17 protein-coding genes are annotated in these 20352 nt (G+C 70.6%); 10 read left to right on the forward strand and 7 right to left on the reverse strand.

Annotated elements, in window-relative coordinates; genetic code table 11:
* Positions 1–128: 128 nt before the first annotated feature.
* Positions 129–521: an Ig-like domain-containing protein gene (locus tag P1K89_RS20150; RefSeq protein ID WP_284618294.1), complete on the forward strand. Its 393-nt coding sequence runs from the start codon at positions 129–131 to the stop codon at positions 519–521.
* Here P1K89_RS20150 and P1K89_RS20155 read toward each other — a convergent pair.
* Together P1K89_RS20155 and P1K89_RS20160 are read right to left on the reverse strand one after the other, a co-directional pair.
* Positions 505–1242: a glutathione S-transferase family protein gene (locus P1K89_RS20155; RefSeq protein WP_284618295.1), complete on the reverse strand. Its 738-nt coding sequence runs from the start codon at positions 1240–1242 to the stop codon at positions 505–507. The genes P1K89_RS20150 and P1K89_RS20155 overlap by 17 nt on opposite strands.
* Positions 1239–1673 carry a DoxX family protein gene (locus tag P1K89_RS20160; protein WP_284618296.1) on the reverse strand — a complete coding sequence of 145 codons (435 nt, stop codon included), beginning with the start codon at positions 1671–1673 and terminating at the stop codon, positions 1239–1241. Before P1K89_RS20160 ends, P1K89_RS20155 begins: the two co-directional genes overlap by 4 nt.
* 73 nt (positions 1674–1746) lie before the next feature.
* On the opposite strand from P1K89_RS20160, the gene P1K89_RS20165 reads away from it, so the two are divergent.
* Positions 1747–2649, forward strand: coding sequence for a LysR family transcriptional regulator (locus P1K89_RS20165; RefSeq protein WP_284618297.1), 903 nt, complete (start codon positions 1747–1749; stop codon positions 2647–2649).
* Positions 2650–2698: 49 nt separating this feature from the next.
* Here P1K89_RS20165 and recQ read toward each other — a convergent pair whose 3' ends face one another.
* Entirely contained in the window at positions 2699–4561 is a 1863-nt protein-coding gene (gene recQ / locus P1K89_RS20170) for a DNA helicase RecQ (protein WP_284618298.1), read from the reverse strand.
* Between the two features lie 182 nt (positions 4562–4743).
* Here recQ and P1K89_RS20175 point away from each other — a divergent pair, with 182 nt between their 5' ends.
* The gene (locus tag P1K89_RS20175; protein ID WP_284618299.1) at positions 4744–5949 is read left to right on the forward strand and encodes a hybrid sensor histidine kinase/response regulator; all 1206 of its coding nucleotides are present in this window, start codon (positions 4744–4746) and stop codon (positions 5947–5949) included.
* Positions 5950–6107: 158 nt separating this feature from the next.
* Positions 6108–6632: a single-stranded DNA-binding protein gene (ssb, locus tag P1K89_RS20180; RefSeq protein WP_284618300.1), complete on the forward strand. Its 525-nt coding sequence runs from the start codon at positions 6108–6110 to the stop codon at positions 6630–6632.
* Between the two features lie 29 nt (positions 6633–6661).
* Here the strand turns inward: ssb and P1K89_RS20185 are convergent, their stop codons facing one another.
* Positions 6662–7654, reverse strand: a complete 993-nt coding sequence (locus P1K89_RS20185) for an alpha/beta fold hydrolase (RefSeq protein WP_284618301.1) — start codon at positions 7652–7654, stop codon at positions 6662–6664.
* Positions 7655–7728: 74 nt separating this feature from the next.
* On the opposite strand from P1K89_RS20185, the gene P1K89_RS20190 reads away from it, so the two are divergent.
* Positions 7729–8331 (forward strand): Crp/Fnr family transcriptional regulator, encoded by a 603-nt coding sequence (locus P1K89_RS20190; protein WP_284618302.1) that lies wholly within the window; start codon positions 7729–7731, stop codon positions 8329–8331.
* Between the two features lie 88 nt (positions 8332–8419).
* Here the strand turns inward: P1K89_RS20190 and P1K89_RS20195 are convergent, their stop codons facing one another.
* The 3 genes from P1K89_RS20195 to P1K89_RS20205 form a co-directional block, all read right to left on the reverse strand.
* Positions 8420–11857 (reverse strand): TonB-dependent receptor, encoded by a 3438-nt coding sequence (locus P1K89_RS20195; RefSeq protein ID WP_284618303.1) that lies wholly within the window; start codon positions 11855–11857, stop codon positions 8420–8422.
* Positions 11858–12240: 383 nt separating this feature from the next.
* A complete protein-coding gene (locus P1K89_RS20200) occupies positions 12241–14034 on the reverse strand; it encodes a bifunctional metallophosphatase/5'-nucleotidase (RefSeq protein ID WP_284618304.1) in 1794 nt (597 codons plus the stop codon).
* Positions 14031–15101 carry an adenosine deaminase family protein gene (locus tag P1K89_RS20205; RefSeq protein ID WP_284618305.1) on the reverse strand — a complete coding sequence of 357 codons (1071 nt, stop codon included), beginning with the start codon at positions 15099–15101 and terminating at the stop codon, positions 14031–14033. Before P1K89_RS20205 ends, P1K89_RS20200 begins: the two co-directional genes overlap by 4 nt.
* Before the next feature lie 192 nt (positions 15102–15293).
* On the opposite strand from P1K89_RS20205, the gene P1K89_RS20210 reads away from it, so the two are divergent.
* Genes P1K89_RS20210 through P1K89_RS20230 form a run of 5 tightly spaced genes read left to right on the forward strand, consistent with a single transcriptional unit; the run spans position 15294 to position 20343 of the window.
* Complete coding sequence (locus P1K89_RS20210) at positions 15294–16262, forward strand: BMP family lipoprotein (RefSeq protein ID WP_284618306.1); 969 nt, start codon at positions 15294–15296, stop codon at positions 16260–16262.
* 2 nt (positions 16263–16264) lie between these two features.
* Positions 16265–17815, forward strand: coding sequence for an ABC transporter ATP-binding protein (locus tag P1K89_RS20215; RefSeq protein ID WP_350081755.1), 1551 nt, complete (start codon positions 16265–16267; stop codon positions 17813–17815).
* A complete protein-coding gene (locus tag P1K89_RS20220) occupies positions 17812–18942 on the forward strand; it encodes an ABC transporter permease (protein WP_284618307.1) in 1131 nt (376 codons plus the stop codon). The genes P1K89_RS20215 and P1K89_RS20220 overlap by 4 nt, the downstream gene beginning before the upstream one ends.
* On the forward strand, positions 18935–19912 hold the full coding sequence (locus tag P1K89_RS20225) for an ABC transporter permease (RefSeq protein WP_284618308.1): 978 nt from the start codon (positions 18935–18937) through the stop codon (positions 19910–19912). The genes P1K89_RS20220 and P1K89_RS20225 overlap by 8 nt, the downstream gene beginning before the upstream one ends.
* Positions 19912–20343: a cytidine deaminase gene (locus P1K89_RS20230; protein ID WP_284618309.1), complete on the forward strand. Its 432-nt coding sequence runs from the start codon at positions 19912–19914 to the stop codon at positions 20341–20343. Before P1K89_RS20225 ends, P1K89_RS20230 begins: the two co-directional genes overlap by 1 nt.
* Positions 20344–20352: the final 9 nt, after the last annotated feature.

Here is a 20352-nt window from a genome sequence, read left to right on the forward strand (position 1 = left end):
CATGCGCAACCAGGCCCGCGGCGTGTCGAAACCGGGGTCCATGCAGGCTTGCACGGCCGGCGACGCCGAACGGGGTTGATGCCCGCGCCGGACCGGCGGTCACGCCGCACCGGCGTAGCATCGACCCCATGGCTTCATCGCTGGTCCGCCGGTTCGTCACGCTGCTGCTCGCCGCCACGCTGGCCGGCTGCGGCGGCGGCATCTACATCGGCTGGGGCGGCGACGACGACGACCCGCCGATGGTCGGCCTCGTCAGCAGCCCGAACGCCGCCGCGCCGGGCCAGACCGTCACATTGATGGCCGCGGCGAGCGACGACTACGGCGTCGACCGCGTGCAGTTCTTCCGCGTCGAGAGCGATGGGCGCACCACCGCGCTGGGCACCGACAGCAGCGCGCCCTACCAGTTCCAGACGGTGATGCCGGACACCACGGCGTCCTCGGTGCGCTACTTCGCGCGCGCCTTCGACGAAGGCGACCAGTGGCGCGACAGCGCGGACGTCAGCGTCACCGTCCTGCGTTGAGCGCGACGGCCCCGAAGCGCCGACCGAGCCAGCTGCCGCGGCGCACGATGAAGTCGCGCAGGCGCTCGGGGTAGTCCGCCGCCACCGCGGCACGCACCGACGGCCGCGCGGCGAGCGCTTCGCGCCACGCCGCGAGCCGCGGCAGGCCCGCGACCAGCGGCGCGTCGAGCACCGGCTCGATGACCTCGACGTAGCGGAAGGCCGGCGCGAAGGCTGCATCGACGATCGAGAACGCCGCGCCGCCGAACCACGGGCCGGCGCCTGCATGCGCCGCGAGCTCGGCTTCGAGCGTCGCGCAGCGGTCCTGCAGCTTCGTGCGGGCCGTCTCAAAGGCCGCCTCGTCCGGCGCGCTGTACAGCACGCCGATCTGGTTCAGCAGCGCCGAGGCGAACTCGACCCACCCCCGGTGCCGCGCCCGCGCCAGCGGCGCGGCCGGGTGCAGCGCCGGCGCCTGCGTCTCGTCGAGGAAATCGCAGATCACGGCGGACTCGAACAGCGGCACCACCGCCGCGCCGTCGCGCTGCAGCAGCATCGGCGTCTGGCCCAGCGGCGACAGGGCGCGGAACCACAGCGGCTTGTCCGCCAGGTCGATGTCGATGCGCTGGTGCGGCACGCGCTTTTCGCTCAGCACGATCTGCGCGCGCTGCACGTAGGGGCACAGCGCGTGGCTCACCAGCACCGGCGCGTCGCCGACGGCGAAGGGCAGCTCGACCGGCTTCATGCACGCGCTCCGGCCAGTCGCTGCTGCGCCGGCGACGACGTGGCCCGGCCGAGCGCCCAGGCCCCGTCGCCGAGCAGCGCATGCACCAGCGACATCGCGGCCAGGAACACCGGGTACTCCCAGCCGCCGTTGGCCGCGCTGAAGACCCAGCCGTTGGCCGCGTGCACCAGCGTCGCGCCGGCCAGCACCGGCAGCAGCGCGATCGAGGCCCAGCGGCCGTGCCAACCGGCGAGGATCAGCACGCCGCCGGCGACTTCGGCGAGCACCACCGGCCACGCCAGCGCGGTCGGCAGCCCCTGCTGCGCGAGGAAGCCGGTGAAGCCGGCCATCGTGAACACGCCCAGCTTGAGCCAGGCATGGGACAACCACATGGTGCCGAGCGCGGCGCGCAGCAGCGCGGCGGCGGCATCGGAGGAGAGGGCGGATCGCATCGAGAAGCTCCCGGAAAGGGGTTGAACGTGGCGCCATGGTCATCGGCGCCGGCGCCGATGAAAATGGGCGTCCATGAACTCATCGATTGCATCGACGCCCAGGCCGACGCTGCACCCCCGCGACCTCGAGCTGGTGCTCGCGCTGGTGCGCGGCGGCACCCTGGCCGAAGGCGCACGGGGGCTCGGCCAGGACCTGTCGACGGTGTTCCGCGCGTTGAAGCGCCTGGAGCAGCGCCTGGGGCTCACGCTGTTCGAGCGCGGCCGGCTCGGCCTGGTGCCGGGCGAGCTCGCGCTGGCCCTGGCGAAGAGCGCCGAAGCCGTCGAGGACGAGCTCGACCGCGCCGAAGCGCTGCTGCAGCCGGGCGAACGACGGCTTTCCGGCACCTTGCGCGTGACGACCACCGACACGCTGCTGGTCGGCCTGGTGCTGCCGCTGGTGGCCGACTTCCGCGCCACCTTCCCGCAGCTGCGGCTCGAGTTCATCGCCAGCAACCAGCTCGCCAGCCTGAGCCGCCGGGAGGCCGACGTCGCGATCCGCGCGACCACCCGGCCGCCGGAGCACCTCGTCGGCGCGCGGCTCGGCGCCATCCGCTCGGCGCTGTTCGCGCACCGTTCGCTGCTGCCGGCGCCGCCGGCCAGGCCCGATGCGGCGCTGCTGCCCTGGGCATCGCCCGATGCCGACGAGTCGCTCGCCGACCACCTGTCGGTGCGCTGGCGGCGGCGCGTCTACCCGCAGGTCGAACCGGTCCTGCGCTGCAACAGCATCCTCGCCATCGCGCAGGCGGTGCGCTGCGGGGCGGCCATCGGCGTCGCGCCGCGCTTCCTGCTGCAGGACCAGCCGGACATCGTCGCGCTGACCGGCGACGAGCCGGCGCTGGACACCGAGCTGTGGCTGCTGACGCACCCCGACGTGCGCCACCTGCGGCGCATCAAGGTGTTCTTCGACTTCGTGCGGGAGCGGCTGGTGCTGCCGTGACGTGCTGCGCGATGGCCGCGTACTTCAGGTGCAAGCGATGCCGGCCGCTTCAGCCGGTCAGCACGCGCAGGATCTCGCGTCCGTAGGCCTCGAGCTTCTTCGCGCCGACGCCGGAGATGCCGGCCAGCGCGTCCATCGATTCCGGTGCCTCGCGCGCCATCTCGGCCAGCGTCGCGTCATGGAAGACGATGTACGCGGGCAGGTTGTGCTCCTTCGCGACCTCGGCACGCCAGGCCTTCAGCGCGGCGAAGCGCTGCAGGCCGGGCTCGTCCAGCGGCAGCGGCGGCGGCTTGTCGGCCGCGCCCGCACCGCGGCTCGAACGGCTCGACTTGCCACGCTTCGGCGGCTCGCTCGGCACGCGCAGCAGCACGTCCACCTCGCCCTTGAGCACCGCGCGCGCCGATTCGGTCAGCTCCAGCGTGTTGTACTCGCCTTCGGCGCGCACATGGCCCAGCGCGATCAGCTGCCGCAGCACGCCGCGCCACTGCTGCTCGGCCAGGTCGGCGCCGATGCCGAAGGTCGACAGGCGATCGTGCTGGTGCTGCGTGACCTTGTCGGTGAGCTTGCCGCGCAGCACGTCGATCAGGTGGCCCGAGCCGAAGCTGATGCCGCCGTGCTGGCGGAAGCGGTAGATGCACGACAGCGCCTTGCGCGCCGCCTCGGTGCCGTTCCACACCGCGGGCGGGTTCAGGCAGTTGTCGCAATTCCCGCAGGGCTCGCTGTGTTCGCCGAAATACGCCAGCAGCCGCACGCGCCGGCAGTCGTGCGCCTCGGCCAGCGCCAGCAGCGCATCGAGCTTGGCACGCTGCAGGCGCTTGAAGTCGTCGCCGGCCGGGCTCTCGTCGATCATGCGGCGCTGGTTGACGACATCGACCAGGCCATAGGCCATCCACGCGTCGGCCGCCGCGCCGTCGCGGCCGGCGCGGCCGGTCTCCTGGTAGTAGCCCTCGATGTTCTTCGGCAGGTCCAGGTGCGCGACGAAGCGCACGTCGGGTTTGTCGATGCCCATGCCGAAGGCGATGGTCGCGACCATCACCAGCCCGTCCTCGCGCAGGAAGCGGTCCTGGTGGCGCTTGCGCACGTCGGCGTCGAGGCCCGCGTGGTACGGCAGCGCGGCGATGCCTTCGGCGCTCAGCCACGCGGCGGTCTCCTCGACCTTCTTGCGGCTCTGGCAGTAGACGATGCCGGCGTCGCCCTCGTGCTCGTCGCGCAGGAAGCACAGCAGCTGCTTCTTCGCCTCGTCCTTCTCGACGATGGTGTAGCGGATGTTCGGCCGGTCGAAGCTGGCGACGAACTGGCGCGCACCGTTCAGCGCGAGGCGCTCGACGATGTCGGCGCGGGTGTGCGCGTCCGCGGTGGCCGTCAGCGCGATGCGCGGCACGTCGGGGAATCGTTCGTGCAGCTGCGACAGGCCGAGGTACTCCTCGCGGAAGTCGTGGCCCCACTGGCTGACGCAATGCGCCTCGTCGATCGCCACCAGGCTCAGGAGGCCGCGCTCGTTCAGCGAGTCGAGCATCGCGAGGAAACGCGGCGTCAGGATGCGCTCGGGCGCCGCGTACAGCAGCACCAAGCGGCCGCCGAGCAACTCGCGCTCGATGCGGCGGGCTTCGTCGCCTTCGAGCGTCGAGTTGAGGAAGGCGGCATGCACGCCGGCTTCTTCCAGCGCGCCGACCTGGTCGTGCATCAGCGCGATCAGCGGGCTGACGACCAGCGTGACGCCGCGGCCCTGGCGGTGGCGCTGGATCGCCGGCACCTGGTAGCACAGGCTCTTGCCGCCGCCGGTGGGCATCAGCACCAAGGCATCGCCGCCGCCGCCGACGTGCGCGACGATGTCCGCCTGCTGGCCGCGGAAGGCCGGATAACCGAACACCTCGTTCAGGATGTCGAGCGGGGCGGTCGTATCGGCGGGCATGGACGGCAAGGGGGCAGGCGAGGGAGCGGGGCGGGGCGGGGCGGATTGTCGCTGGCGCGCATGATCGGCCGTCCGTGACCCGGCCGACCATCCCCCTGAAGGGCGAATGCGTCACGCAGCGGCCGGATTACGCACCGCCACGCGGCGGGCGACGCGATCGGTGGCCTAGACTGCCGGCCGACATGACCGAGCACGATCCCGGCGGCCCGCCCAGCGCGCCACCGCCGGACACCACCGCCGCCGAACGCAACCGCCGCGCCAACAGCGATTTCCTGTCGCGCATCAGCCACGAGCTGCGCACGCCGCTCAACGGCGTGCTGGGCTTCGCGCAGCTGCTGCAGCAGCGCGCGGACGAGCTGCCGGACTGGACGGCCGAACCGCTGCGCCAGATGCGCCAGGCCGGCGACCACCTGCTGACGCTGATCGACGACCTGCTCGACCTGGCGTCGATCGAGTCGGGCGCGCTGCGCCTGCAGATGCAGCCGCTGGCACTGGACGCGGTGGCCACCGAGGCGCTGCAGCTCGTGGCACCGCAGGCGCTGGCCGCCGGCGTGGTGCTGCGGCCCTGGGCCCCGTGCGGCGCCTGGGTCGAGGCCGATCCGACGCGCCTGCGCCAGGTGCTGCTGAACCTGCTCGGCAACGCGATCCGGTACAACCGGCCCGGCGGAGACGTGCAGCTGCGCTGCAGCATCCCCGCTGGCGGCGCGACGCTGGAGGTCCAGGTGATCGACAGCGGCCCCGGCATCGATGCCGCACGCCGCGCCGCGTTGTTCCAACCGCTGGTGCGCCTGGGCACCGAGATCCAGCCGGCCGGCAGCGGGCTGGGGCTGACGATCGCACGCCACCTCGCCGAAGCGATGGGCGGCGCGCTGGACATCGCCCCACCGGCGGGCACCGCCGGCACCGACGTGCGCGTGCGCCTGCGCCAGGTCGCGCCGCGTCAGGCGGCCGCCGCGCCAGCGCTGTCCGCCGCCGCTGCCGGTGCAGACCGCGCCTGCGACGTGCTCTACATCGAGGACCACCCGGTCAACGCGATGCTGGTGCGCGAAGCGCTGGCGATGCAGCAGCCATGCCACCGGCTGCGCATCGCCGAGACCGGCGAAGAGGGCCTGGTGATGGTCGGGCAGGCGCCACCCGACGTCGTGCTGCTGGACCTGAACCTGCCCGGCGCCGACGGTTACGCGGTGCTCGCGCGGCTGCGTGCCGACCCGACGACCGCGCGGCTGCCCTGCATCGCCGTGTCGGCCGACGCGATGCCGGAGGAACTGGCACGCGCGCGCGCCGCCGGCTTCGACGACTACTGGACCAAGCCGCTGGCGATGGTGGGGCTGGCCGAGCGCATCGCGGCGGTCGCGGCCGGCACCGCCGCGGGCTTCCCGCGGGGCTGACGGCGCTCCCCTCGAAAGGGTGAACCCCCATCGGGGCGAAGGCGTCGGTCGGGCGCCGCTGGATATCATCGCCGACGTGGGATCTGCGCGGCGCGTCTGATTACAGCGCCGCACCCTTCGACGCAGTCCCCGTACCCCACCAGCAGGAGCGCCTCGCCATGGCATCAGTCAACAAAGTCATCCTCGTCGGCAACCTGGGGCGCGACCCCGAGGTCCGCTACACGCCCAACGGCAGCGCAGTCTGCAACTTCAGCATCGCGACGACCCGCAACTGGAAGAACAAGGAATCCGGCGAGCGCCAGGAAGAAACCGAATGGCACCGCATCGTGCTGTTCGACCGCCTCGCCGAGGTTGCCGGCGAATACCTGAAGAAGGGGCGCTCGGTCTACATCGAAGGCCGCCTGCGCACCCGCAAGTGGACCGACAAGGACGGCATCGAGAAATACACCACCGAGGTCTACGGCGAGCAGATGCAGTTGCTCGGCGGCCGTGAAGGCGGCGGTGGTGGGGGTGGCGGCGGCTACGGCGGCGAGGACTACGAAGGCGGTGGCGGCGGTGGTGGCGAGAGCGCCCCGCGCCGCAGCGCCCCGGCCGCCCGCGCGCCCTCGGCCGCGCCGCAGCAGCGGCCGGCGCAGAAGTCGAGCACCGGCTTCGACGACATGGACGACGACATCCCGTTCTGACGCCACGAGCCGCCCGCGCGCCGAGCGCGTCAGCGCACGCCCGGCGCCGGTTCGGCCAGGAAGTCGCGCACGAGGTCCAGGCTGCGCTGCGGCTGGTCGTTGAACATGAAGTGGCCCGCGTCGGGCACCGTCGCCAGCCGCGCATGGCGGAAGTGGCGCAGATGACGGGCCTGGTGCGCCGGCCCGACCACCTGGTTGCAGGCGCCGGCCAGCAGCAGCACGCCGCCCTCGAAGGCCTCGGCGCCGCGGCGGAAATCCAGGCCGGCGAAAAAGGCCGGTTCGCGCCGCATGCGGCCGATCGTCGCCTCGAAGTTCGGGCTGCCGAAGCGCCAGGCCTGCAGCGGCGGCGCCCGGCCCTCGCACATCTGCGCGCGGCCCTGGGTCAGCGGCAGGATCTGCATCAGGAAGAAGTCGTCGCGCGCGTAGGCGTCGCCGCCGGTGCGCACGAACCACTTCTTCAGCCACGCGGTCGCGAAGCCCCAGATCACCGCCGGGCCCGGCCCACCTGCGGACACCATCGCATCGGCCGTCGACGCATCGAGGAAGGCCGGCTCGGCCAGCACCATCTTCGCCACCTTGCGCGGATGCGCGCCGGCATAGGCCGACGCGAGCATCGCGCCCCACGAGTGGCCGAGCAGGTGCACCGGCCGGCCGCGGCCGAAGTGCTCGACGAACCGATCGAGGTCGGCGACGAAGCTGTCCAGCGTGATGGTGCCGGCCGGCACGCGCGGCGACAGCCCGGTGCCGCGCTGGTCGTAGAAGACGACGCGCCAGCCGTCGTCGGCCAGCGCCTTCAGCGGCAGCAGGTAGCGGTAGTCCGCGCCCGGCCCGCCGTGCAGCACGATGACCACCGGCCGGTCCTCCGCGCCGAAGGCCTCGGCATGGAAGCGGTAGCCGTCCAGCACCACGGCCGGCAGGCTCGGGTCGCGGTCGACCGTCTCGGGCAGCGTGAAGCCGGTGGTCAGCAGCCACGCGGGCAGCGCGAGCAGCAGCGTGGCGAGCGGGCGGATGAAAGAGCGCATGGCGGGGTCGGCGGCTGTGGACAGGCGCGCATCATCGGAATCCGCCCGCAGGGCCGCCATATCATTTGATAACCATGGATGACGCCGACCGCGCCGCGGTGCTGGCCATCGCGCGGTCGATCGCACCGCTCGACGAGACGGCCTTCGACAGCGTGCTGCGCACGATGCAATGCCGTGCACTCGCCGCCGGCGACACGCTGCTGCGCGCCGGCGACCACGATCCGCCGGAGGTCTTCGTGCTCGAGGGCATGCTGCGGACCAGCGTCGCCGATGCCGAGGGCCGCGAGGTCACCCTGGCCTTCCACACCGGCCCGGGCGTGCTGATGCCGGCGATCACGCGCCTGGCGGGCGATCGTTCGCGCGTCGATTGCACGGCGATGACGCCGGCGCGCGTCGCGGCCTTCCCGAGCGATGCGCTGCTGCAGTGCATGCTGGCGCATCCGGTCGTGCAGCGCTGGGGCGATGCCGTGCTGCGCGCCGAGCTGATGCGGCGTGCCGATCGCGAATGGTCGCTGGCGGCGCTGCCGGCGGCGCGGCGCCTGCGCGACCTGCGTCGCCTGCACCCCGGCCTGGAGGACCAGGTGGCGCACCACCACATCGCGAGTTATCTCGGCATCACGCCGGTGAGCCTGAGCCGGCTGCGGGCGCAGCTGCGGCGGGCGGTGCCGGGCGACTGACGCCGAACGAAAAACGCGGGCCACGAAGGGCCCGCGTCGAACGCTCTCGCGAAGCGGGCCACCTGGCGGCGGCCCGTTCTTCTTGTTGTTAGAACTCGTACTTCAGCGTGACCTGCACGGCCCACTGGGACTCGCCCTTGGCCTGGCGGGTCTGCAGGTCTTCCAGCGGGATCACGTTGTAGACGTACTTGCCGTCGCGCATGCCGGCGTAGCGGACGAAGCTGCGGGCTTGGCCGCCGCTGGACTGGAAGCCAACCTCGTCGATACGGCCCCAACGGCGGTCGAGCAGATTGCCCAGGTTCAGGATGTCGAAGCTGATCACCCCTTTGTGTCCGGACATGAAGCCGGGCACTTCCTGGGAGACCCGCAGGTCAAAGCTGTTGGTGAACGGCGAAAAGCTGCCATTGCGCTTCGTGACGCCGCCGCGCGAGCGCGTCAGTTCCGGGTAACGGTGCACCGTGTCCCAGAAAGCCGCTTCGGCAGCCGCGGCACTCGGGAAGGTCCCGCTGGCGAAGATGACTTCGCCCGACCCCGGTGCAGTCGGGATGTACATCAGGTCGTTGCCTGCGAGGCCATCGCCGTTGGCGTCGTTGTCGAACGTCCAGCTGTACGGCTTGCCCGTGCGCCCTTCGTAGAACAGGCCGACGCTGGTCTTGTACTTGCCGATGAACGCCTGGGACCAAGTCAGTGATGCACTGACGCGATCACGGACCAGGTAGGGCGAGTTGGCCGCCACTTCCTCATTCGGGTTGAGCGATGACCGCGCTGCCCAGTTCGAGTTCGACACCGACGAGGTCAGCGGGCTGACTTCCTTGGCCCGAGCGCGGGTATAGGCGAGCTGCCAGCCGAGGCCAGCCGCCGCGGGTTGCGACAGGGACATCGTCAACGAATCGGCGCTGCCCTTGCCTGTCTTCGAAGCGAGCAGGACGTTCGCGTAACTGGCGTTGTTCAGAGCGCGGTTGCGAACCGAGCAGGTGCTGACGGCATTGCCGTTGCGATCCCAGCACGCCGGGTCGTAACCCGTCGCACCGTAGAACAGATCACGCCCATCCGGACCAGTGCGCGTCGGGGCGCCGAGGTTCAGGTGCCGGTAGTAGATCCCCTGCTTGGTATCCGTGTGCAGCCACTCGGCGCCGGCCACCAGACCGCCCCAAGGCAGCTCGGCGTCATAGGCCAGGTTCATCTTCCATACCGACGGCTGACCCAGCCCCTTCTCGATGAAATCGACGTTGGCGGCCGGCGCGGCGCCGGGCAAGCTGGTCGGCTGCTTGGTCGGGTCGGGGTTGAAGATGCCGTTGTCGTTCGTGTTCACGCAGGGCGCGAACGTGCCGCCACAACCGATGAAGCGCGTCGCGATGCCGGTATTCGAGTACGGATTCGACAGCCAGACCGTCGCCGCGGCCCCCTGGAACAGACCGATGCCCCCGCGCACCTGCTGCCGCCGCTTGTCGGTGGTGTCGAGGTTGTAGTTGAACCCGAAGCGCGGCTGCACGAGCTTCTCGCCATCCAGCGTCACCGAGTTGTCGAGACCGAAGCCGCCCGTCTGCCGGGTGTTTGTCTGCACGTTGGCTGCCACCATCGGCGCCGCGGCCGCCGCGTTGTAAAGCGGCTTGTCGCCGGTGGTGGTGATGTCGATGCGCACGCCGCCGGTCAGCGTCAGCTGCTTGTTGACCTTCCAGGTGTCCTGCGCGAACAGTCCGGTGTCCGTGATGCTCCAGCGGGCGACGCCGTCGTCGATCGTCTTGCCGGAGAACGGCGCTTGCACCTGAAACTGCGCGACGCGACCACGCTGGAAGTTCTCCAACAGAGCCGCCTCGACCTGCGCTGCGGTTGCATTGCCGCAAGACAGCGCCGCCCCGTTGTTGAACCGATAGGTGAAGTTCGGATTGGTCGCCGGGTTGGCGTCCAGGCAGCGGAACGTGTAGTTGCCGTAGACGTCCTGCAGGAATGCGTTGTAGATGGTGTTCTCGACGATATCAGCGCCGAACTTGAGTTCGTGCGGGCCGGTCGTCCAGGTTGCACCGAGGTAGGCGTCGTTGGTCTTGGTCTTCAACGCATTGAAGTGGCGGCTACGCTCGGTTCCCGCAAACAGCGTCCGGTTGCTCTGCACCGACGACGGCGTGCCAGGCGGCAGCGCGCCGGTGAAGTTCAGACCGATCTGCGGCATCGACACGCTGTTGATCGTGATGCTGTCGTACTTGCGGTTCGAGACTTTCAGCTCGGTCGAGAAGTTCGGCGTCCAGTCCGCGAACCACTGACCGACGACCGTCTCGATCACGTCGTTGAGGTCGTGCCAGTTCGTATTGAACGACAGCGCCGTCGGCGTGATGTTGTTCAACGACGGATCGATCTGATCGGTCTTCGTGTACCGCACATTGGCGCGGTGGTCGTCGTTGATGTTCCAGTCAAGCTTCAGCAACGTGTCCTTGACGGTCGTCTTGAGCTTGCCAGGGGCCTCGATGCTGCCGAAGTCGAGGTTGTAGGTCGACTTCGCAATCTGCGCGGCGCTTGCGATCGCCGAGCTCGTGATGCCGACGTTGGTCTTGGCTCCTCCGAGCGGCCCGAACTCAGGCGCGGCCTTGCTGGACAGGAGTTCCTCGTAGCCGACGAAGAAGAAGAGCTTGTCCTTGACGATGGGGCCGCCGAGTACAAAGCCCCTGAGCGTCTCAGTGAAGTTCGGCGCACCGGAGAACGTGTCATTGGTGCGGTTGTAGCGATCGCCGGACAGGTGATCGTCGTCGCGATAGGTGTGGAACACCGAGCCATGAACCTCGTTCGTGCCTGACTTCGTGACGGCGTTGATATTGCCGCCAACATAGCCCTTCTGGGTCACGTCGTAGTTCGAAACATTGATCTGCACCGACTGGATCGCATCCAGCGAGATCGGCTGCTTCAAGGTCGGCAGGTTGTTGGCCTTCAGCCCGAAGGTGTCGCTGATGTTGACGCCGTCGACGGTCACCGAATTGAAGCGCGAGTTCTGACCGGCGATCGAGATTTCGCCGCGCTCCTTGTCGGTCTGCGATACCCGCGGGTCGGTGCGCGCGAAGTCCTGCAGGCTGCGCGAAATCGTCGCGAGCGAATTGAGCTCCCGTGCGCCGATGTTGGTGCCCGAACCCATGTTCGAGCTGCCGAAGCGCGCCGATTGCGCCTGCCCCGTCACCACCACCGTCGCGGTGCCCACCCCGATCGCGCCATCCAGCGTCGTCGTCTCGGCCAGCGCCAGATAGACGTCGTTGCGCGTATCGGTCTGCCCGTCCTTCGTGAAGGTCACCGTGTACGGCCCGCCGACCCGCAGGCCGCGGACGGCGTAGCGGCCCTCGGCATCGGTCGTCACGTTGTTGGTGGAGCCCGATTCGACATGGCGAATCGTCACCGCCGCTCCGGCCACCGGCCTGCCACCCGCATCCGTCACCCGCCCGCCGACTGCGGCGGTGGTGTTCTGCGCCAGCACCGGCGTCGCTGCCGCCATCGCCACGGCGATGCTGATCACCGTCCTCGGAAAACCGAACCAGTGCCTGTCGTTCATCGTGTCCACTCCTCGAGAGTCAAAAAATTTCGGCCGCCGCTCACCATGCGTGGCCGAAGCAGGGGGTGCCGAGGCGCCGCTGACGCGTCGGTGCCGAGGCCACGCTTACGCAAGTGCCCTGCCAGCGTCCGTGCACCAGAATCTGACCAAAGGGTCAATTTCACGCAAAGCGGGCGACCCGGGCTAGCACGGGTTTGCCCGCAATTCGGCATTTCGCCAACACTCGGATTGGTGCGCGGCGGGCACTGCGACGGTGCGTCCAGCGGCGGCCGATGGCGTGCACTGTGCCGGCGGTCGATGCAAGCCCGATGACAGCGGCGTGGCTTGTCGTGCGGCGGTCACGCGGGTCACCCGCCACGCTGCGGCGGCGGGCGCCGCCGGCCTCACTCGACCCAGTGGATGCGCGGCGCGGCCGCCGGCGCCGGCGTGCTGCCCAGGTAGGCGAGCAGCGCATCGAGGTCGAGCTCGCCGCCCAGCCGGTCGCGTCCGTTCTTCAGCAGCACGAAGCCGTCGCCGCCTTCGGCGAGGTAGCTGTTCACCGTCACGCGGTAGGTGGCCTCGGGCCGCAGCGGCGCGCCGTCGATCGTGATGTCCTGCGCCCGCTGCCCGTGCGGCGCCGCTGCGACCCAGCGGTAGCGCAGGCTGGCCGACGGGTGCAGCAGGTGCGCGCCGCTGTGGCCCGGCGGCTGCTGCGATTCGAGCAGCGCCTTCAGCTCGGCGCCGCTGAAGCTCATCACGACCAGGCTGTTGCCGAAGGGCTGCATCGTGAACGCATCGCCGAAGGTGACGGCGCAGGGCGGCGTGCCGCGGCACAGCAGGTCGCTGCGGATGCCGCCGGGGTTCATCAGCGCGAGCTGCGCGCCGCCCTTGGCCGGGTCGCGCGTGGCCGCCAACTGCGCGTCGGCGATCAGCCGACCGGCCGGGCTGTCGACCTTGGCCGAGCGCTCGCCGCGCTCGAAGCTGCCGCCGATGCGGCCCACTTCGCGTTGCGTGCGCGGCGCCGCGGCCGCGCTGAACTGCGCGACGACCTGCGCCACCTCGCGGTCGGGCTTCGCCTCGCGCAGCGCGGCACTCCACGGCGCGGGCTGCGCGGCGACCAGCGCCGTGCGCTGGGCCGCGTCGGTGCGCTCGTTGAGCACCGGCAGGTTGCGGCTGCGCGTGCGCGCGCGGTCGACGCGGCCGGTAGCCGGGTCGATGAACAGGTCGGTCGCCGACAGCCCGCGGCTGTACGAGAACGACTGGATCACCGGCCGGCCGTCGATCACGCAGCGGTAGCCCTGGTGGCTGTGGCCGGTGAGGATCAGGTCGACGTCCGGCGTGATGCGCTGCGCGAGCTCGACGATCGGCCCGCGCAGACCGGGGCAGCGCTCGTCGTTCCAGTCGGCCGGCTGCTCGGCGGAGCCGATCACGCCGCCTTCGTGCATCGTGACGACCAGCGCATTCACGCCCTGGGCCTTCAGCGCGGCGGCGGCCCGGTTGATCGCCTCGGCCTCCTCGATGAAGCGCAGCCCGGCGACCCCCGAGGGCACGACGATGGTCGGCGTCCAGCGCGTCACGGCGCCGATGAAGCCGACCTTCACCGGGCCGACCTGGCGCACCCAGCTCGGCGCCAGCAAGCTGCCGCCGCCGGCGCGTTCGACGTTGGCGGCGACCAGCGGGAAGCGCGCGCCGGTGTAGTGCTTCAGCGCGCAGGAGGTGGTCGTCGCGCCCGCCGGGTTCGGCGCGCAGCCGCCGCCGAGCACGCGCTGCAGCTCGCCGCTGCCGGCATCGAACTCGTGGTTGCCCGGCGCGCCAACGTCGACGCCGATCGCATTCATCACGTCGATCGTCGATTCGTGGCGGAACAGCGTCGAGACCAGCGGCGCGGCGCCGATCATGTCGCCCGAGGACACCAGCACGCTGTGCGGCGCGCCGTCGCGCAGCGACTTCACGAGGCCGGCGAAGGCGGTGGCGCCGCCGACGTTCACGCGCAGGCTGGCGCCTGGCTTGCCCGGGTCCGGCAGGGTGAGCGTCTGGCTGCCGGCCTCGAGGTGGCCGTGGTAGTCGTTGAAGCCGATGACGCGCAGCTGCACCGGGCGCGGCGGCAGCGGCGGGGCGGTCGAGCAGGCGGCCAGCGCCGCGGCGAGCGTGGTGGCGATCGACCACGCGCCCAGGGACGAGAGCCGGATCGGCGTCATGCAGCGGCACTCCAGGCGTCGATCGTCGCGCGCGCCGCGGCCCGGTCGGCCCCCGGCAGGAAGGACGCGTCGGCCGCGGCCTGGCCCATGCGCTTGAGGTCCTCCCACGAGAACCCGGCCTCGCGCACCAGCGCGGCGGCTTCGTCCGAGTGCGACAGGCAGGAGATCAGCCGGTTGTCGGTGTGGAAGGAGAGCGAGACGCCGGCATCCCACAACGCACGGATCGGGTGCGTGGCGATCGACGTCGCCGCACCGGTGTGCACGTTGCTGGTCGGGCAGACCTCCAGGTGCAGGCCCATCGACCGCACCTCGTCGAGCATCGCCGCGCCTTTCGGCGTGCCGATCACCTCGGCCAGCCGCACGCCGTGGCCGATGCGCCTGGCGCCGAGCCGGCCGGCCTCGAGCACGCGCTCGGCGCCGTCGGCCTCGCCGGCATGCAAAGTGAGCGGCAGGCCCCGCTCGGTCAGCCGTGCCAGCAGCGCGGCATGCGGCGTCGCTGGAAAGCCGTGCTCCGGGCCGGCGAGGTCGAAGCCGACCACGCCCCGGCCCTGGTAGCGCAGCGCCAGCTCGGCGCTGCGGGTGATCTCGGCCGCATCGTGCTGGCGCATGCCGCAGACGATCAGCCCGGTCGGCAGCGGCGAACGCGCCAGGCCGGCCAGCATCGCCTCGACCGCCGCTTCGCCGCTGACGCCGTGCGGCTCGAACAGCAGCGGCGCGATGCGGAACTCGGCCAGCACGCAGCCGTCGAGCCGCGCGTCCTCCGCGGCCTCGAAGGCCACGCGCTGCAGCGCGGCCGGCGTGGCCATCGCGGCGATCGTCAGCGCGAAGCCGCGCAGGTATTCGACCAGCGAGCCGGCGTGGGCCCGGGCATCGAACCAGGCCGCCAACGAATCCTCGTCGGCCGCGGGCGCCTGCAGGCCGCGCTGCTGCAGCAGATCGAGCAGGGTCGAGACGCGCAGGCCGCCGTCCAGGTGTTCGTGCAGCAGCACCTTCGGCAGGCGCCGCGCGATCATGTCGATGTCCACCGGATCGGTGGGTCGCGACGTTGGATGAGGGGTGTCCTTCATCGCGCGATGCTACCGCCGGCCAGTGGCCCTCGCGGCTCCAAAAGGGGCCGGATGGGTAGAAACCTGACCGCTTGGTCAAGTGAGAGGGCACTCGTCAAGGGGTCTGGATTGCGCGCAAGTACCGGGGAGATTCCGGTCCGAGTCTTGCTATCCTGCCCGCCACATCAACGCCATCACAGGGGTAACCCGCATATGAAGCCCACGCTGCTCGCCCTGGCCTGTCTCACTCTCGCCGCCGGCGCGGCGAAGGCCCAGCCCGCCGTCATCTACGACATGGGCGGCAAGTTCGACAAGTCCTTCAACGAGGCCGCCTACAACGGCGCCGAGCGCTGGAAGAAGGAAAGCGGCAAGGCCTATCTCGACTTCGAGATCGCCAACGAGGCGCAGCGCGAGCAGGCGATGCGGCGCATGGCCGACAAGGGCGCCAATCCGATCATCGCGATCGGCTTCTCGCAGGGCTCGACGGTCGAGAAGGTGTCGAAGGACTTCCCGAAGCTGCAGTTCGCGATCATCGATTCGGTGGTCAAGAACCCGAACGTCGAATCGATCGTCTTCAAGGAACAGGAAGGCAGCTTCCTGGTCGGCATGATGGCCGCGCTGGCGTCGAAGACCGGCAAGGTCGGCTTCGTCGGCGGCATGGACATCCCGCTGATCCGCAAGTTCCAGTGCGGCTACGAGCAGGGTGCGAAGTACGCCAACCCGAAGGCCGAAGTAACGTCCAACATGACCGGCACCACGCCGTCCGCCTGGAATGATCCGACGCGCGGCGCCGAGCTGGCGAAGGCGCAGTTCGCCAAGGGTGTGGACGTGGTGTTCGCCGCCGCCGGCGGCACCGGCATCGGCGTCTACCAGGCCGCCAAGGACGCGGGCAAGCTGGCCATCGGCGTCGACAGCAACCAGAACCACCTGCAGCCCGGCACGATGCTGACCTCGATGGTCAAGCGCGTCGACGTCGCGGTGTTCAATGCCGCGAAGAAGACCAACCCCGGGGTCACGGTGCTGGGCCTGAAGGAAGGCGGCGTCGACTACGCGCTGGACCAGCACAACGAGAAGCTGGTGTCGGCCGACATGAAGAAGCGCGTCGATGCGGCCAAGGCCGACATCATCGCCGGCAAGATCAAGGTCGCCGACTACATGGCCGACAACGCCTGCAAGTACTGATCTTGTCCAGCCGCGCGCCGGCCGTGCTGATGCGCGGCATCCACAAGCGATTCGGCGCCGTTCAAGCCAACAGGGACGTCACGCTCGCCGTGTCTTCGGGCACGGTGCACGGCATCGTCGGCGAGAACGGCGCGGGCAAGAGCACCTTGATGTCGATCCTCTACGGCTTCTACCAGGCCGATTCGGGATCGATCGAGGTCGAGGGCAAGCCGGTGACGATCACCGGCTCGAAGGAAGCGATCGCGCTGGGCATCGGCATGGTGCACCAGCACTTCATGCTGGTCGACCCGCTCTCGGCGCTCGACAACATCATGCTCGGCGCCGAGCCCGACTGGCGGCTGCAGGCCGCGCGCGCCGAGGTGCGCACCAAGCTCGACGCGCTGATGCACGACACCGGGCTGGTGGTGCGCCTGGACACGCCGGTGGAGGACCTGCCGGTCGGCGAGCGCCAGCGGCTGGAGATCCTGAAGGCGCTGTACCGCGGCGCGCGCATCCTGATCCTCGACGAGCCCACCGCGGTGCTGACGCCGCAGGAGACCGACCAGCTCTTCGTCACCCTGCGCCGGCTGCGCGCGCAGGGCACGACGATCCTGCTGATCACGCACAAGCTGAAGGAAATCCTCGCGCTGTGCGACCAGGTGACGGTGATGCGCGCCGGCGCCGTGGTGCTGGATTGCCCGATCGCCGACACCAGCCTCGACAAGCTGGCCGAGGCGATGGTCGGCCGGCGCGTGAACCTCGGCCGCGACGCGGCGTCGGCGCGGCCGAAGACCGGCGCCGTGCTGCTGGACGCGAAACACCTGCAGTGGGCCGATGCGCTGGGCGTCGTTCGGCTGGCCGACGTGTCGCTCACCTTGCGTGCTGGCGAGATCGTCGGCATCGCCGGCGTCTCGGGCAACGGCCAGAGCGAGCTGCTCGAAGCGCTGTCGGGCATGAAGGCGCCGCAGGCCGGCGAGCTGATGCTGGCCGGCGCATCGTTCACCGCGAAGGACTGGCTCGACCCGGCGCGCGCCCGCGAGCTCGGCCTCGCGCACGTGCCGGAGGACCGCCACCGCGTCGGCATGGTGCTGCCTTTTGCGGCGTGGGAGACCGCGATCCTCGGACACCAGAAGCTCGCGCGCTTCGCCGGCCGCTTCGGCTGGCTGAAGCAGGCCGCGATGCGCGCCGACACCGCGCGCATGATGGAAGACTACGACGTGCGGCCGCGCAACCCGCTGCTGCGCTCGTCGAAGTTCTCCGGCGGCAACCAGCAGAAGCTGGTGCTGGCGCGCGAGGCGGTGGTCAAGCCGAAGGTGCTGCTGGTCGGCCAGCCGACGCGCGGCGTCGACATCGGCGCGATCGAGTTCATCCACGGCCAGCTGCGCGCGATGCGCGATGCCGGCGGCGCGGTGCTGGTGGTGTCGTCCGAGCTCGACGAGATCCTCGCGCTGTCCGACCGCGTGCTGGTGATGGACCGCGGCCGCATCGCCGGCGAGCTGCCGATCGAGGACTGCACCGAAGCCGCGCTCGGCCGCCTGATGTGCGGCGCGACCGCGACGGAACCCGCCGCATGAGCCAACCCGTCGAATTGCCGCGCTGGATCGACATCGGCGTGCTGCCGCTGGTCAACCTCGGCATGGCACTGGTCGTCGCCGGCATCGTCGTCGCCGGCATCGGGCTCGACCCGCTGCAAGTGATCACGCTGCTGGTGAAAGGCGCGTTCGGCACGCGCGCCGGCATCGGCTACACGCTGTACTACGCGACCACCTTCGTCTTCGCCGGCCTCGCGGTAGCGATGGCCTTCCACGGCGGGCTGTTCAACATCGGCGGCGAGGGCCAGGCGCTGATCGGCGGGCTCGGCGCGTCGCTGGCCGCGCTGGCCTGGGGCGCCGCGCTGCCGGCCTGGGTCATGCTGCCGCTGATGGTGGCGGCCGCCGCGCTCTTCGGCGCCGCGTGGGCCGCCGTGCCCGCCGCACTGCAGGCCTGGCGCGGCAGCCACATCGTCATCACGACGATCATGTTCAACTTCATCGCGTCGGCGCTGCTGGGCTACCTGGTGGTCAACGTGCTGAAGGAGCCCGGCAACATGACGCCCGAGAGCCGCGCCTTCGATGCGTCGGCCCATGTGCCCGGCCTGCACGAGGCGCTGGGCTGGCTCGGCATCGAGTGGCCGAAGACGCCGGCGAACCTGTCGCTGCTGCTGGCGATCGCCGCGGCGGTGTGCATCGGCCTGCTGCTGTGGAAGACGCGCGCCGGCTACGAGTTGCGCGCGGTCGGCTTCTCGCCCGATGCGGCGCACTACGCCGGCGTGAAGCCGAAGCGCCAGATCATGGTCTCGATGATGATCGCCGGCGCGCTGGCCGGCGGCATCGCGGTCAACGAGCTGGGTGGCGTGCAGCACCGCCTGCTGATGGACTTCGTCGCCGGCGCCGGCTTCACCGGCATCGCGGTCTCTCTGATCGGTCGCAACCACCCGGTAGGCATCGTGCTCGCGTCGCTGCTGTTCGGCGCGCTCTACCAGGGCGGCGCCGAGCTGTCGTTCGAGATCCCCGGCTTCAGCCGCGAGATGGTCGCCACCCTGCAGGGCCTGATCGTGCTGTTCTCCGGCGCGATGGCCACCGTCGCGGCGCCGACGCTGGCCAAGATCTATGCGCGCACGCGGCCCGCCGTTGCCCCGAAACCGGGAGTCGCGCATGGATGAGGTGCTGGTCGGCACGCTGCTGGCGTCGACGCTGCGTGTGTCGGTGCCGCTGATCCTGTGCGCGCTGGCCGCGACCCTGAGCGAACGCGCGGGCGTCATCGACCTCGGCCTCGAGGGCAAGATGCTGATGGCGGCTTTCGCCGCCGGCGCGGCGGGCGCGACCAGCGGCTCGCTGGTGCTGGCGCTGGCGGCGGCGCTGGCGGTGGGCCTCGCGCTGTCGATGCTGCATGCCTATGCCTGCGTCAGCCACACCGGCGACCAGGTCGTCGCCGGCATGGCAATCACGATGACCGCCGCCGGCCTGACCGTGGTGCTGGGCATCGCCTGGTTCAAGCAGGGCGGGCAGACGCCGCCGCTGTCCGATGCGGTGCGGCTGGCCGCGTGGTTCGGTGGCATCGGCGAGGCACTGAAGGCGATTCCAGTGCTCGGCAATGCGCTGGCGCTGGCTTTCTTCGGCCACAACCTGATGGTCTACCTCGCGCTGCTGGCGGTGCCGGGCGTCTGGTGGCTGCTGTACCGCACCCGGCTGGGCCTGCGGCTGCGCGCGACCGGCGAGAACCCCGCGATGGTCGACGCCGCCGGTCTGTCGGTGAAGGGCCTGCGCTACCTGGCGCTGGCCTTCAACGGCACGCTGTGCTCGCTGGCCGGGGCCTACCTGGTGCTGGCGCAGAACGCGTCCTTCGTGCCGAACATGACGGCCGGCCGCGGCTACATGGCGCTGGCGGCGATGATCTTCGGCAAGTGGCATCCGGTCGGCGCGCTGTGGGCCTGCCTGCTGTTCGGTTTCCTCGACGCCGTCGCGATACGGCTGCAGGGTGTCGCCTTGCCCGCGACCCTGGGCGGGGGTACCGTGCCGGTGCAGGCGATCCAGGCGCTGCCCTATGTGATGACGGTGGTGCTGCTGGCCGGCTTCATCGGCCGCGCGCGCGCGCCCGCCGCGCTCGGCGTGCCCTACGTGAAGGAACGCTGATGGCCTCTCCCGTCGACGAACACGTGATGCATGCGCTGGTGCAGGCCGCGCGCGCCGCCCGCGAACGCGCCTATGCGCCATACTCGAAGTTCAAGGTCGGCGCCGCGCTGCTCGACGACCACGGCCGGCTGCACGCCGGCTGCAACATCGAGAACGCCGCCTACCCGCAGAGCCAGTGCGCCGAGGCCTCGGCCATCGCGCACCTGGTGCTCACCGGCTCGCACCGCATCCTCGCGGTGGCGGTGGTCGGCGTCGCCGCCGAGCCGGTCACGCCCTGCGGCGGCTGCCGCCAGCGCCTGCGCGAGTTCGCGGCCGACGACGTGCCGATCTGGATGGCGGACGAGCAGATCATCCGCGCCAAATACACGTTAGGGCAGCTGCTGCCGGCGAGCTTCGGCCCCGACCACCTGGTTCAGGAACTGCGCTCCTGAACCAGGCGC

This window comes from Aquabacterium humicola (genome assembly GCF_030167915.1).
Classification (GTDB): domain Bacteria; phylum Pseudomonadota; class Gammaproteobacteria; order Burkholderiales; family Burkholderiaceae_C; genus Pseudaquabacterium; species Pseudaquabacterium humicola.